This is a genomic window from Shewanella mangrovisoli (assembly GCF_019457635.1).
Lineage (GTDB): Bacteria > Pseudomonadota > Gammaproteobacteria > Enterobacterales > Shewanellaceae > Shewanella > Shewanella mangrovisoli.
In genome coordinates this window covers 4,494,632-4,508,876 of the sequence record NZ_CP080412.1, presented here as the reverse complement: position 1 = coordinate 4,508,876, position 14,245 = coordinate 4,494,632, and the positions used below count along the sequence as shown (strand labels likewise).

At 48.3% G+C, this 14,245-nt stretch carries 10 protein-coding genes; 1 reads left to right on the top strand and 9 read right to left on the bottom strand.

Annotation, left to right across the window (positions count from 1 at the left end; genetic code table 11):
* Positions 1-141: 141 nt before the first annotated feature.
* Complete coding sequence (locus K0H60_RS19605; protein ID WP_220056774.1) at positions 142-2,112, top strand: hypothetical protein; 1,971 nt, start codon at positions 142-144, stop codon at positions 2,110-2,112.
* 179 nt (positions 2,113-2,291) lie between these two features.
* Here K0H60_RS19605 and K0H60_RS19600 read toward each other — a convergent pair whose 3' ends face one another.
* From K0H60_RS19600 to K0H60_RS19560, 9 genes are all read right to left on the bottom strand, one after another.
* Positions 2,292-3,875 (bottom strand): methyl-accepting chemotaxis protein, encoded by a 1,584-nt coding sequence (locus tag K0H60_RS19600; RefSeq protein ID WP_220056773.1) that lies wholly within the window; start codon positions 3,873-3,875, stop codon positions 2,292-2,294.
* Positions 3,876-4,282: 407 nt separating this feature from the next.
* On the bottom strand, positions 4,283-5,266 hold the full coding sequence (locus K0H60_RS19595; protein ID WP_011624447.1) for a formate dehydrogenase subunit gamma: 984 nt from the start codon (positions 5,264-5,266) through the stop codon (positions 4,283-4,285).
* A 76-nt stretch (positions 5,267-5,342) separates the two neighbouring features.
* On the bottom strand, positions 5,343-5,912 hold the full coding sequence (gene fdh3B, locus K0H60_RS19590) for a formate dehydrogenase FDH3 subunit beta (RefSeq protein WP_011627524.1): 570 nt from the start codon (positions 5,910-5,912) through the stop codon (positions 5,343-5,345).
* Between the two features lie 29 nt (positions 5,913-5,941).
* Positions 5,942-8,794, bottom strand: a complete 2,853-nt coding sequence (locus K0H60_RS19585; RefSeq protein ID WP_220056772.1) for a molybdopterin-dependent oxidoreductase — start codon at positions 8,792-8,794, stop codon at positions 5,942-5,944.
* A 17-nt stretch (positions 8,795-8,811) separates the two neighbouring features.
* Positions 8,812-9,012 (bottom strand): twin-arginine translocation signal domain-containing protein, encoded by a 201-nt coding sequence (locus tag K0H60_RS19580; RefSeq protein ID WP_011624444.1) that lies wholly within the window; start codon positions 9,010-9,012, stop codon positions 8,812-8,814.
* 380 nt (positions 9,013-9,392) lie between these two features.
* The gene (locus K0H60_RS19575; protein WP_011624443.1) at positions 9,393-10,421 is read right to left on the bottom strand and encodes a formate dehydrogenase subunit gamma; all 1,029 of its coding nucleotides are present in this window, start codon (positions 10,419-10,421) and stop codon (positions 9,393-9,395) included.
* A 49-nt stretch (positions 10,422-10,470) separates the two neighbouring features.
* Positions 10,471-11,067: a formate dehydrogenase FDH3 subunit beta gene (fdh3B, locus tag K0H60_RS19570; RefSeq protein ID WP_007651894.1), complete on the bottom strand. Its 597-nt coding sequence runs from the start codon at positions 11,065-11,067 to the stop codon at positions 10,471-10,473.
* 26 nt (positions 11,068-11,093) lie between these two features.
* Entirely contained in the window at positions 11,094-13,946 is a 2,853-nt protein-coding gene (locus tag K0H60_RS19565) for a molybdopterin-dependent oxidoreductase (protein WP_220058210.1), read from the bottom strand.
* A gap of 17 nt (positions 13,947-13,963) precedes the next feature.
* Positions 13,964-14,161 (bottom strand): twin-arginine translocation signal domain-containing protein, encoded by a 198-nt coding sequence (locus K0H60_RS19560; RefSeq protein ID WP_011074127.1) that lies wholly within the window; start codon positions 14,159-14,161, stop codon positions 13,964-13,966.
* Positions 14,162-14,245 lie beyond the last annotated feature (84 nt).

Genomic DNA, 14,245 nt, shown 5'->3' with positions numbered 1-14,245 from the left:
CATCGCTTAATTAGCATTAACTTATGCTGGCCGATTAACTTGTTGTTAAATTATGGATACTTGTTGTTAACTTTAATTAATTCGGTAAAGTAGCAGGCAAATTAAAAATATGATCTGTTTTTGCTAGTTTAGGGAACGAATATGACCGCAAAAGGAATCTGTCTATTACTTGGCAGCACACTAGTCTTATCTGCTTGTGGCGGTGGAGGTGGCGAATCTACAGCGCCCACATCACCGACCAATCCTCCTCCGACAACAACTTTTAAAGTTGCTGATTACCCAACGGAAGTTGCTGTCACTTCGCTATCGTTAGCGGAGAGTGTTTTGCAGGTTGGTTTTTTTGCTAATGACATCTTACGCAATTTCGATATCGAGGCTAATGGTGCTGAAAAGTCTTGCTCTAATGGTGGTTTAGCGACGATTGAGTTGATTGATAACGATGACTCAAAAGGCATTTCTGTCGGCGATAGTCTTAATATGTCCTATCGTGATTGTTACATTCAAGCACTCGACAGTACTGTGAATGGCGAAGGTTCATTAACGCTATCTGAATATCAACAGGGCACTAAGACAAAGGGGTCGATTGATATTTCTAATCTGCAGGTTAATGGAGATGATAACTTCAATTTGGTTGGTCAAATGTTGTTCGAAAATAACATTTCGCCGCAGCAAAGACAGTTGAACATTCAAAGCAAAAGCACTGTCAAATTAATTGTAAATAGTAATTCGGCGTTAAGTTTTACCAATCTCTCTATAACGAGAGTGGAAAACTTTTCCGATGCAACTTATGCGATTAGTGGTAAAGGCCAGATTTCGGTCGCACAATTTAATAATGGCTTTGGTTTTGAGTTTACTAAACCATTGAAAGGACATTTTAACGAATTTCCCCATGAAGGCTCGATTGTCGCCAGTACATCAGCTCAGGACTCAGTTCAAATGACGAGTAACTTCGTTACTGACTCTAAAATGCTCAATGTGAATACTGCTAAAGAAGCTTACATGGTTTATTGGAGTCAAATTGTTGAGGGAAGTTTGTGGCATCTTGAGGGTGGAAAATCCAACTCATCATTTGAGTTCCGCTCTGACAACTTTAACTATGTTGGCATTATTGAAGATCAGGATTTACAAGCATTTCCTGTGTCCGGCGGGACGATTCGATTACTCATGTCACGCCCTATCAAAGACCAAGTTTACGAAAGTTCTTTTGATGAGGATTCATGGCCATACCGAAAAGTTGCAGCCAAAATTAGCGTGAATGGTGCGATATTAAACATCACGCCAGAGACAGATTTAAAGGCGAATACGGTATATCGCTTTAATGGTGTTTTGCTTGAAAGCAAATTTGGTGCAGTGGCGAATACCATGTGGTCTGAACGTTTTAAAACCAGTGATGCAATCATTATCGATGTGGCTGCAAGTAGCTATTTATATAAAGCCAACGACACGCCAAAGCTCGATGCTTCACAAACCGTCATGAATAAAGGTAGTGCGCTGACATTTAAGTGGGTAGATGTGAATAATGTCGGTATTGTTTTTTCAAATCCAACCAGTGCCAAGACAGGTTTTACCGTTCCAAATGAAGTGACATCTGATGTCGAGATAAAGTTAGAAGTGTCCAATGGACAGGGATACCAAGTATTCCGAACTTTAACGATTCACTATTACGCTGGCAGTGACACATTCATGCACTATGTGAGCCCGCAAGGCGACTACATTGGTGGTGGGAAAACAGTGATTATGGATTCGAGCAGTGCAGTGTTCACGCCAACGAATTACGACAACCGCTTAAATGCAATCACCTTATCTATTGACGGAAATACTTGGTGGAGCTTTGATATTGCTGCACCCGCTGGTGAAAACCTGCAAGTGAAGAAATATATCAATGCTACTCGTTATCCGTTCCAAGGCCCCTTGACGGCAGGTTTGTCATTTACGGGTGATGGTCGTGGCTGCAATCAAAGTATCGGGGATTTTGAGGTGCTTGAGTTAAGCTATAATGCTGATAAATCTGTTAAATCTCTAGCAGTTAACTTTAATCAGCGTTGTGAAAATACCATGCCGCCTTTAAATGGTGTGATTCGTTATCACTCTTCGGTGGGAATTAACCACTAATCGATTATGAAGGCACCTTAGGGTGCCTTTATTTTTTTGATGTATTTAATGGCTCATTATGAATGAAGTGTACGAGTGCAGAGATTGTGATGTTGTCATTAATATCTGTTCAGCCCTTAATCGAAAATGGCCTAACATCTTGCGATATTAGGCCATGGTAACGACTTAGCTGACTCGAATTAGAGTCTAAAATGCGAGACTACGCCTGTTAACTGTTCTTTAGTGGCGGCCAAAGAGGTCGCGCTATTGAGGGTCGCTTTACCACTTTGATTTAACTCTTCAACCATTTCGCGAATGGTATTCAAGTTACGATTAATCTCTTCACTCACTGCGCTTTGTTCTTCGGCGGCGGTTGCGATTTGATTGCTCAATCCATTGATATCAAATACATAGGTGGTCAATGTCTCAAGGCTTTCGGTGACCAGCGTGGTGGTGTCCGCTGCGTCTTGGCAACTCTGCTTAGTCTCATCCATCGCATTAACGGCGCTGTTAGCACCCGTGCGTAGGCGTTCTAACATTTGATTGATCTCGGCCGTGCTTGCCTGAGTGCGAGCGGCGAGGGCGCGTACTTCGTCGGCGACGACGGCAAAGCCTCGACCCTGTTCACCGGCGCGGGCTGCTTCGATGGCGGCGTTAAGGGCGAGTAAGTTGGTTTGGTCGGCGATATCTCCAATCACATCTAAAATGGTGGCGATATGGCGAGTGTTTTCATTCATTTCCGCTATGGTGTGAGCGGCGGTATCGACCTTACCAACCAAGGCGACGACGGTGTTTGCCGCCTGTTCGACAGCCTTTTTCGACTTATCAGCCTGTTCATTCGCCTGTTGGGTAAAGCGTGCGGCGGAGGCGGCATCACCAGCCACGTTATGGGCTGTTGCACTCATTTCGGTCATGGCGGTAACCACTTGGTCGGTTTCTACCGCGTGGGTTTGCAATGCGTGGCTATTGGCATTGGACTGCACATTCAGCTGCCCAATTTGATCCGACATATGTTCAGAGGCCTGGGCAATATCGGAAATCATATGGCGCAAGTGGTCAATCACTCGGTCTAGATCGGCGCCAAGCGCGCAGAGTTCATTTTGACCACTGATTTGAGTCTTCTGGGTGAGATCGCCTGCGGCAAGGTGTTCTACAACCCGCTTGATTTGATTAACGATATTGACCAAACGTCTGCTCATAAACAGGGCGCTTAGTAAAGAAGCGACTATGGCGATCAGGATTAAACCAAGGAGCAAAGCCTCGGTGGCATTGACTTTGTCTTCGGCCTGTTTGCCTAGTTCATGGTTGCGTTGAGTGATCAATTTGACTAATTGATTGATCTCATTGCTCACTTTGGGCCCAAGTGCACCACGTTCTGGCGTGAGTTCAGGTTCGGTGCCCGTTTGTTTGGCGAAGGCTAACTCCTGCTGATAGAGACGCACATATTGCTCGATTTGTGGCAATAGCGTGCGGATCGTTCTGGCATCTTGCCCCATAAAATCGGTGTTAAATTCTGCGAGTTGCTCGACAAGCTGCCGCACATTGCGTTGCTGCAAGCTGATGGCGTCGCTGTTATGGACTAAGGTGGCTAAGCGCAACTCGAAGAAGGCTTCACGCACATTGGTGAAGGTTTCGGCGAGCTTGGTATTGTTGACGAGTCGACTGCTTGTGTTATTGAGTTCAGCAAAGCCCCGATAGGAGGAAATGCCGATAATGATCAATAAAATACTCGCAAACACTGATGGCAGCGCCGTCAATGTGCTGGTTTTTGCATTGTTAAACATGGTGGCCTACTGGGGTATCAATCAAGAAGGGGTGTAATTAAATTACACATTGAGGCCATTTTAACGCTTGGATTTCACTCGTCGCAAGGCGATATTTTGGACGTAATATCCATAACACTATGTTTTTAAATATGTTGTTTTTAGTGTGTTAACTATGGATGGCGTACTGGTTGCTAGGTGTTATGTAAGTTAAATTCATTTAATTTGCAGGTTATTGATTTTATTGCGGAAGTGGTTTTGCGAGCGAGTGCGCTTCTACAGTGCATTAACAGGCCAAACAGCCATTGTGAAGCGGATCTCAAAAGTCACAAATGTTTTAAGTTGTATCGTTAACATTTGTCTGTGCGTTCAAAATAAAACACCCCAGCAGTTGCCCTGCTGGGGTGTTTAATCAGTCAGCGAATCGCTTACTCTTTATATTTGAGTGTGCCGTTAGCCTTGATTTCGTCGTACCACAGGTTGTGGTGTTGGGTTGCCCAGTTTTCATCACAATAACCAGACACCATACACTCCATACCGCCTTCAGACATGACCGTTGCCATGAAGATATGCACGATAGAGAAGGCGCAGATCACGATGGCGCTCACTGAGTGCAATACCAGCGCGATTAAGCTTAAGGTGCGGCTTGGTTCGAAAAGATTTGGGAACAGTAACAACATGCCTGAGGCAGAAATCACTAATCCAAACAGGGCGAAGGCCCAGAACCACATTTTCTCACCGGCGTTAGCAAAACCTGCGTCAGGGTGCTTACCTTTGAAGGGACCAAAGTTGATGTAACCGCCAACAACGAGGAACCACTTCACGTCGTACATTTTTGGCAGCTGGTTCTTCGCCCATAACACTGTCATCAATGCCCAGCCGATCATGAACGGAATCGCCATCACATCGTGGATTTGCTTCGCGCCATAGACTATGGCTTCCCAGATGCCTTCGCCCAACCAAGGTTGGAAGAAGAAACGACCCGCTAACAAAGTTAAGCCCGTTAAAATCAACATTAAGCACGGAATCGCACCTAACCAGTGGATTGAAACGTCGAACTTTGACCAGCGATGCACTAGCTTGCCCGAAAAACCATGGTGTAGCTTGGAGATGCCGTTCACCTTGATAAATAAGACAAAGATAATGATCATGCCGAATAACGCCGCCATTAAGGCCGGCGCTAACCAGTCGCTACGCAGCTCCAGCACGCGCAGATCATAGGTATTGATCGGTTGTGCGTGGAACTCGCTTTGGGAGGTAGTGTATCCCGTGGCGCCGTCCTTCAGCTGTGCCCAAATTTGGGCATCAGAGGCTTGAGGTTGGAGCGCCTGTTCATCACCACCATTGGCTAGACACACGGCACTAAATAGCAGTGCTATGGCTAAACCTATGTGTTTGAACCATTTGTTCATCATACATCCTCTCTCGCTTAGTGGCGCCTGCTCGCAGGCGCCAAGCTAAGTCTGTGGACAGATCCTGTGACCTGAATTAATTCCAAGCCGCGTTTTTAGCGCCACGGTAAGCCACACGCTCACGGAAGATGCTAGAAACCACTTCTGCATCACCCGCTAACAGGGCCTTAGTCGCACATAGTTCTGCGCACATTGGCAGTTTGCCTTCGGCAATACGGTTTGAGCCGTACTTCTGGCGCTCTGCCTCTGAGTGGTTTTCTTCTGGGCCGCCAGCACAGAAGGTACATTTATCCATCTTACCGCGGCTACCAAAGGCACCTTTTTTCGGGAACTGTGGTGCGCCAAATGGACAAGCATACAAGCAGTAACCGCAACCAATACAGGCATCTTTGTTGTGTAGCACAATGCCGTCTTCGGTTCTGTAGAAGCAGTTTGCTGGGCAAACCGCCATACATGGCGCGTCTGAGCAATGCATACAGGCGACAGAGATTGAAGCTTCACCGGGTTGACCATCATTGATAGTCACGACGCGGCGGCGTTGGATACCCCACTCGAGAGCGGAATCGTTTTCGTTTTTACATGCGGTGACACAGCCGTTACATTCGATGCAGCGCTTGGTATCACACAAAAATTTCATTGTAGCCATAGTGGCAATTCTCCTAGCTTAAGCTGCACTTACGCTTTAACGATCTGACAGAGCGACGCTTTGGTTTCCTGCATTTGAGTCACAGGGTCATAACCATAGGTCAGTGCCGTGTTAGCGGATTCACCGATAACGTAAGGCACAGTGCCCTCAGGGTAGTTAGGCGCTAAGCTTTCACCGTGCATCACACCCGCAAAGTGGTATGGCATAAAGGTCACACCTGGTTTAACGCGTGGCGTTACCAGAGCTTGTACTTTAATGCGGCCACCTTCGGCGCCCTCTAACCACACAAACTCACCGTTGCGGATACCGCGATCGGCTGCGTCACCTGGGTTGATTTCAACAAACATTTCCTGTTGAAGCTCAGCCAGCCATGGGTTAGAACGAGATTCTTCACCACCACCTTCGTATTCCACTAAACGACCAGAGGTCAGTACCAGTGGGTACTTGCCGCTGAAGTCTTTCTCTTGGATTGACTTGTACAGTGTTGGCAGACGATGAACTTGCATATCGTCGTAGGTTGGGTATTTAGCCACTAAGTCACGGCGTGCTGTGTATAACGGCTCGCGGTGAACTGGCACTTGGTCTGGGAAAGTCCAAACAATACAACGGGCTTTAGCGTTACCAAATGGAATACAACCGTGCTTGATTGCCACGCGCACGATACCGCCTGATAAGTCGGTCTTCCAGTTGCGGCCTTCTGCTTCGGCTTTTTCTTCCGCTGTCAGGTCATCCCACCAACCGAGTTGCTTCAGCAGCTTATCGGTAAATTCTGGGTAACCGTCTTGGATCTCGGCACCTTTAGAGAAAGAGCCTTCGGCCAGCAGGTTTTTACCATTGTATTCAACGCCATAACGAGCACGGAAGTTACCGCCGCCGTCTTTAACGTGTTTGGATTGGTTATACAGAATTTGGGTACCAGGGTGTTTAGCTTCTGGTGTGCCCCAACATGGCCAAGGTAAACCGTAGGTTTCGCCCTTCGCTGGGCCGCCAGCGGCTTCGAGCGTCTTGTTGCTGAAAGTGCCCCAGTTTTGGGTGTGCAGCTTGATACGCTCAGGGCTTTGACCTGTCATACCGATGGTCCACATGCCGCGGTTGATTTCACGGGTGATTTCTTCGATAACCGGTAAGCCGTTTTCTTTGGCGATGCGTTTAGTGTATTGCTCGGCGATACCGAGTTTTTGCGCTAAACGGTACATGATTTCGATGTCGGTTTTTGACTCGAATAAAGGTTGGATAACCTGCTCACGCCATTGGATAGAACGGCCTGAGTTAGACACTGAACCTTGAGTTTCAAACTGAGTCGCAGCAGGTAACAGATACACGCCATTCTTACGACGGTGCATAACACCCGCCATGGTTGGGAATGGGTCGACAACTACTACTGTGTCCATCTTGTCTAAGGCATCACGCACTTCACGTTGACGGGTTTCAGTGTTGACCGATTGACCCCAGAAGAAGGCCATACGGATGTTGTCTTTCTGTGCCAGCTTGCTCTTGTCTTCTAACACGCCATCATGCCAGCGAGAACAAGGAATACCTGGGGTGGTCATTGGATCTTTGCCTAAGTAGGCGTTTTGATCGAAGCGGCTCTTCACCCACTCCATATCCAGATCCCACACATGGGTCCAGTGAGTCCAAGCGGCTGAGGTTAAACCGTAGTAACCTGGCAGGTTGTCGAACAGCAGACCTAAGTCAGTCGCGCCCTGTACGTTGTCGTGGCCACGGAAAATGTTAGTACCGCCGCCAGAAACGCCCATGTTGCCTAAGGCTAATTGCAGAATACAGTAAGCACGGGTGTTAGCGTTACCGACGTGGTGCTGAGTACCACCCATACACCAAATCACAGTACCTGGACGGTTTTCTGCCATCAGTTTTGCGGCTTGATAAACCACTTCTTCGCTCACGCCAGTGATATCCGCCACTTCTTTAGGTGGGAATTTTTTCACTTCTTCGCGGATGGTTTCCATCTCGAATACGCGTTGTTGGATAAAGGTTTTATCTTCCCAACCGTTTTCGAAAATGTGCCATAACATACCGTAGATAAAGGGAATGTCGGTACCTGGACGAATCGCGCAGTGCAGATCTGAGTGTGCGGCAGTGCGAGAGAAACGTGGGTCAACAACGATGATTTTCGCGTTGTTTTTCTCTTTGGCGATCAGAATGTGTTGCATTGATACTGGATGCGCTTCCGCTGGGTTTGCCCCGATCAGGAAGATAGCATTGGCATTCTGAATGTCGTTGAAAGAGTTAGTTTGCGCACCGTAACCCCAAGTGTTAGCAACACCGGCTACCGTGGTAGAGTGACAAATACGAGCAGAGTGGTCGACGTTGTTTGTGCCCCACATGGCCGCCAGTTTGCGGTACATATAGCAGCCTTCGTTAGAGAACTTAGCGCTACCCATGAAGTACACAGAGTCTGGGCCAGATTCTTTACGAATGTTGAGCATTTGGTCGCCCACTTCGTTAATCGCATCTTCCCAAGAGATTTTTTTCCACTTGCCATCAACCAATTTCATTGGGTATTTCAGGCGTTTTTCACCGTGGCCATGCTCACGCAGTGCAGCACCTTTCGCGCAGTGACCGCCGGCATTGAATGGGTGATCGAATGCAGGTTCTTGACCTGTCCACACACCATTTTGCACTTCGGCATACAGACCACAACCCACAGCACAGGCACTACAAATCGTACGTTTAACTTCGATCGGCGCGTCGTGTGGCACATCTTTGGCTTCTGCGCGGCGCATCATGCCAGTACCCAGCAGAGAAGCGGCTGCGATACCACCGGTAGTAATACCTGCTTGCTTGATAAATTGACGACGGCTAATGCCTAACGTCGGTTTGTCGGCCACTTGGGCGACATCGGACTTGCGAGTTAACTTCATCGCTGACTTCTCCTAGATTAGCTACGCAGGCTATCGTAATAGCTGATAATGTGCGCAGTTTCGTGGTAACCCTTAGGCTCTTTGGTTGTTACCTTGCTGCTCTCGCTGGCTTGGGCTGCGCTCATGCCGGTAGCGGCAATTGCGGCGCCGGCAACGCTGCCAACGGTGAGTGCTTTAAGCAAAGAACGGCGAGATAAATCGCTAGGTTGTTGCTTCATGCTGACTCCTGAATGAGGGGTTATGGTTCTTGGATGGCGCGACTTTTCGAGGGGTTTAACTTGTTATCAAAAAGTGAAGATTAGAGGTGGAAAAGATAATGAAATCATCTTGCTTGCCGTTAATCATCGCGCGTGAGGGCAATATAGTAGGAAAAGATTGAGTAGGATTTGATCTAGAACAGTTTGCAGCCTGACAGGCAGGCGCGCTGATGCAAAAGCGTTAACTCGCTCATGGTTTCAGCACTTGTGTGAGCGCGAAAAAATGGGTCGATTTTCGGATAAAAATGAAACGCTTGTTAATGGTTTGTTGTTTGGGTTCTGGCTAAAAAAACACCCCGCTGTGCGAGGTGTTTTTATTGGGGTAAAGCATTAGGTTTTAGTTAGTCTTTATAACGCAGACTGCCGTTGGCTTTGATTTCGTCATACCATAAATTGTGGTGCTGGATTGCCCAGTTTTCATCACAATAGCCAGACTTCATACACTCCATACCGCCTTCACTGAGTACGGTCGCCATCCAGATATGCACTATGGTAAAGGCAATCAGGATAACGGCACTGATCGAGTGGATCAGCAGCGCGCCCATTGAGGCTTCACGGGGCAGATCTAAGCCGGGTAATACCAACATGATGCCAGACACACTGATAAACAGCCCGAATAGGGTCAGTGTCCAGAACCACATTTTTTCACCGGCGTTAGCAAAACCACTGTCAGGGTGTTTGCCTTTGAATGGGCCAAAGTTGATATAGCCACCGACCACTAAGAACCATTTAAGATCGTACATCTTAAAGGTTTGTAGCGGCATCCATTTCACCACGCAGACAATCCACGCCATGATGAAAATCGGGCCAGCCCAGTCGTGCACGGTTTTACTGCCGTAGATCAGCGGTGCCCAGATGTCCGGCCCTAGCAGCTCTTGCACAACATGCTTACCGAGCATAATGGTTAAGCCGGTAAACATCAGTGTGAGACAGCTAATTGCCATGATCCAGTGGATCCAAAGATCCGCCTTAGACCAACGTGCCACCATCTTGCCTGAAAAGCCGTGGCTGAGTCTTGAAGGACCATTCACCAGGTAAAACAGTAAGAAAGCGCCAAACACACCCGTTACAGCCAAGGCCATAATTGGGGTGATGTATTGGTTTCTCAGTTCTTTACCTTGGTTACCGGCAACGTTAATCAACACTCCAGTTTCGACCCCTTTGGCCGTGGTATAGCCAGTTTCACCCGACTTTACTGCGCGCCACAGATCGGCTTCGCTGGTTTGCGCTTTCGCCTGTTGTTGACTCGATTGCTGATCACTTGCCTGTACTGGGCTTGCGCTCATTACTGAACCTAGGCCCAATCCCATCACGAGTACCATCAGAGCAAACAGACTGCGCAGTGATTTGTTTAACTGTTTGTTTAACATTTTCACTCCTTGCCAGAGGTTAGGGATGACTCCCTAACCTTCACTCTGCTTAGTTAATCTCACCGGTCTTTGGGTTGTAGCCCCAAATCACGTTAGGATTGCCTCGAGAGGCCATACGTTGACGGTAGATGTTTGATACCACTTCCGCATCACCCGCAAGCAGCGCTTTGGTTGAGCAAAGCTCAGCACACATAGGTAGCTTGCCTTCTGCAATACGGTTTGCACCGTATTTTTTATGCTCGGCTTCGGAGAAGGTTTCTTCTGGGCCACCGGCACAGAAAGTACACTTGTCCATTTTACCGCGGCTACCGAAGGCGGTTTTCTTCGGAAATTGTGGTGCACCAAACGGACAGGCATAGAAGCAGTAGCCACAACCGATACAGGTATCTTTGTTGTGTAGCACAATGCCATCGTCGGTACGGTAGAAACAATCTGCCGGACATACGGCCATGCAAGGAGCGTCGGTACAGTGCATACATGCGACTGAAATTGATGCTTCACCCGGTTGACCATCGTTAATCGTCACCACGCGGCGACGTTGAATACCCCACTCAAGCGCGGAGTCGTTTTCGTTTTTACATGCTGTGACGCAGCCGTTACACTCGATGCAGCGTTTGGTGTCACACAAAAATTTCATGACTGCCATAATGGCTTATCTCCTCATCAAGTAGGTTAGGCTTTGCTAACTTGGCAAAGGCTGGACTTAGTTTCTTGCATCTGAGTCACAACGTCATAGCCGTAAGTTAAAATGGTGTTTGCCGATTCACCTTGTACATAAGGTACTGTACCTTCTGGGTAATTCTTCGCGAGGTTTTCACCTTCGAAGATACCGGCGAAGTGGTATGGCATAAAACATTCACCCGGAACAACCCGTGGTGTCACCATGGCCTTCACTGTGATCTTGGCGCCTTCAGGGCTATGAACAAAGACATTGTCACCGTCACGGATACCACGGTCAGCAGCGTCTGCCGGGTTCATTTCGATAAACATTTCTTGTTGTAGCTCGGCCAACCAAGGGTTAGAACGAGATTCTTCACCACCACCTTCGTATTCCACTAAACGACCAGAGGTCAGTGTCAGTGGGAAGCCTTGGGTAAAGTCCTTATCTTGAATTGACTTATACAGCGTCGGTAGGCGAGCAACCATACGGTCTTCGTAGGTTGGGTACTTAGCGACTAAGTCACGACGAGGAGTGTAGAGTGGCTCGCGGTGCAGCGGGATATCGTCTGGGAAAGTCCACACGATACAACGTGCCTTCGCGTTACCGAAAGGAATACAGCCGTGCTTGATTGCAACACGTTGGATACCGCCAGACAGGTCTGTCTTCCAGTTTTTGCCTTCGGCGTATTTTTTCTCTTCTTCGGTTAAGTCATCCCACCAACCCAATTGCTTGAGCATGTCGGCGGTAAACTCAGGATAACCATCTTGAATTTCACTGCCTTTGGAGAATGAACCGTCGGCAAGAATGCTGACGCCATTGTGTTCAACACCATAACGGGCACGGAAAGTACCGCCGCCGTCTTTCACTTCTTTAGATTGATCGTAAAGAATTTGGGTACCAGGGTGTTTCATTTCTGGTGTACCCCAACATGGCCAAGGTAAGCCGTAAACTTCACCTTTAGCTGGGCCGCCCGGTGCGGTCAGGCTGTTTACATCGAAAGTGCCCCAGTTTTCTTGGTGCATTTTCAAACGTTCTGGGCTTTGACCTGTGTAACCGACGGTCCACATACCTTTGTTGAACTCGCGAGTCACATCTTCAATCAATGGCTCTTCGCCATTTACTTGGATGTGCTTACAGAATTCTTTTTCGATACCTAGCTTTTTCGCCAGTTTATACATGATCACGTGGTCAGGCAGAGACTCAAACAGTGGCTCGATGACTTTAGAGCGCCATTGAATCGAACGGTTAGTGGCAGACACTGAGCCGTAGGTTTCAAATTGGGTCGCCGCTGGGAGCAGATATACCCCATCTTTACGCTGGTGCATCACACCTGCCATGGTTGGGATTGGGTCGACAACGACCACTGTATCTAACTTGTTCAGCGCTTCACGCACTTCACGGCCACGGGTTTCGGTGTTAACCGATTGACCCCAGAAGAACGCCAGACGGATATTGTCCTTCTGCGCGATCTTGGTTTTATCTTCTAGTACACCGTCGTGCCAGCGAGAGCAGGGGATACCCGTTGAGGTTTGTGGCGTTTGACCTAAGTATTCGCCTTGGTCGAAACGGCCAGCAACCCATTTAGGATCTAAGTCCCAAACGCCAGACCAGTGCGCCCAGGCGCCTGAGGTTAAGCCGTAGTAACCGGGTAAGTTATCGAATAACAAACCAAAGTCGGTTGCACCTTGCACGTTATCGTGGCCACGGAAAATGTTGGTACCGCCGCCAGACACGCCCATGTTGCCCAGTGCTAACTGTAAAATACAGTATGAACGGGTGTTGGCGTTACCGACGTGGTGCTGAGTACCACCCATACACCATACGATGGTGCCTGGTTTGGTTTCGGCTAACATTTTAGCGATACGGTACATTTGCGCCTTAGGCACACCAGCAACGTGTTCGACTTCTTCAGGGGTATATTTTTTCACTTCATCGCGAATACGTTCCATGCCGTAAACACGTTGATTGATGAACTCTTTATCTTCCCAGCCGTTTTCAAAAATGTGCCATAACAGACCATAGATGAAGGGGATATCGGTACCTGGGCGGATATGCACGTACTCGTCAGACTTGGCAGCAGTACGGGTGAAACGAGGGTCAACAACGATGATCTTAGCGCCGCGCTCTTTTGCCACCAGAATGTGTTGCATGGCGACAGGGTGTGCTTCACTTGGGTTTGAACCCACGAACATGATGCACTTAGAGTTGCGGATATCGTTTAACGAGTTGGTTTGCGCACCGTAGCCCCAAGTGTTAGCAACACCGGCTACCGTGGTAGAGTGACAAATACGGGCTGAGTGGTCGACGTTGTTTGTGCCCCACAGTGCCGCGAGTTTGCGATATAAATAAGCCTGTTCGTTAGAGAACTTAGCACTACCCATAAAGTAGATAGAGTCTGGACCCGATTCTTGACGAATCGCCGTCATTTTATCGCCTACTTCATTGATCGCTTGTTCCCAAGAGATCTTCTTCCACTTACCGCCTTCTAACTTCATTGGGTATTTCAGGCGTTTTTCACCGTGGCCGTGTTCACGCAGTGCAGCCCCTTTCGCGCAGTGGCCGCCTTGGTTAAATGGATGATCGAACGCGGGTTCTTGACCTGTCCACACACCGTTTTGCACTTCAGCATAGATACCACAACCCACAGCGCAGTGAGAGCAAATGGTACGTTTGACTTCAGTCGGTGCATTGTGGGGGATATGTTCCTGCGCCTGTGCTTTACGCATCATACCTGTGCCAAGCATAGACGCGGCGGCGATACCACCAGTGGCAAGACCTGCAGATTTTAAGAATTGGCGACGATTAAGACCGAGGGCGGGCACTTTTGGCTCGACGACTTGGTCTGTTTTGCGGGTTAATCGCATCACACACACTCCTCTGGTTAGTTGTTCAACGACGCATAGTAGTTACGGATATGGTCGGTTTCGCGATAGTTGTCACTCTTAGGTTCGCTTGGGGCAACTGTTGGGGTGGCAGCCAGAGCTTGGCTACTGACAGTCGCAACCGCGCCAGCCGCACTGCCGAGTGCCAATGCTTTGAGCAATTGACGACGGCCCATGTCGGAAGCTTGCTTCTTCATAGTGTCTCCTTGTGTTACTGGATGAGGTGATGCATACCACGACCACCTCGGTTACTGTGGAAGCCTAAGCTTCCTTTTTGTGGC

What these genes read in the sequence shown, in the direction of transcription:
- K0H60_RS19605 (WP_220056774.1), top strand. Translation starts at nt 142, where the DNA reads ATGACCGCAAAAGGAATCTGTCTATTACTTGGCAGCACACTAGTCTTA.
- K0H60_RS19600 (WP_220056773.1), bottom strand. Translation starts at nt 3,875, where the DNA reads ATGTTTAACAATGCAAAAACCAGCACATTGACGGCGCTGCCATCAGTG.
- K0H60_RS19595 (WP_011624447.1), bottom strand. Translation starts at nt 5,266, where the DNA reads ATGAACAAATGGTTCAAACACATAGGTTTAGCCATAGCACTGCTATTT.
- fdh3B (WP_011627524.1), bottom strand. Translation starts at nt 5,912, where the DNA reads ATGGCTACAATGAAATTTTTGTGTGATACCAAGCGCTGCATCGAATGT.
- K0H60_RS19585 (WP_220056772.1), bottom strand. Translation starts at nt 8,794, where the DNA reads ATGAAGTTAACTCGCAAGTCCGATGTCGCCCAAGTGGCCGACAAACCG.
- K0H60_RS19580 (WP_011624444.1), bottom strand. Translation starts at nt 9,012, where the DNA reads ATGAAGCAACAACCTAGCGATTTATCTCGCCGTTCTTTGCTTAAAGCA.
- K0H60_RS19575 (WP_011624443.1), bottom strand. Translation starts at nt 10,421, where the DNA reads ATGTTAAACAAACAGTTAAACAAATCACTGCGCAGTCTGTTTGCTCTG.
- fdh3B (WP_007651894.1), bottom strand. Translation starts at nt 11,067, where the DNA reads ATGGCAGTCATGAAATTTTTGTGTGACACCAAACGCTGCATCGAGTGT.
- K0H60_RS19565 (WP_220058210.1), bottom strand. Translation starts at nt 13,946, where the DNA reads ATGCGATTAACCCGCAAAACAGACCAAGTCGTCGAGCCAAAAGTGCCC.
- K0H60_RS19560 (WP_011074127.1), bottom strand. Translation starts at nt 14,161, where the DNA reads ATGAAGAAGCAAGCTTCCGACATGGGCCGTCGTCAATTGCTCAAAGCA.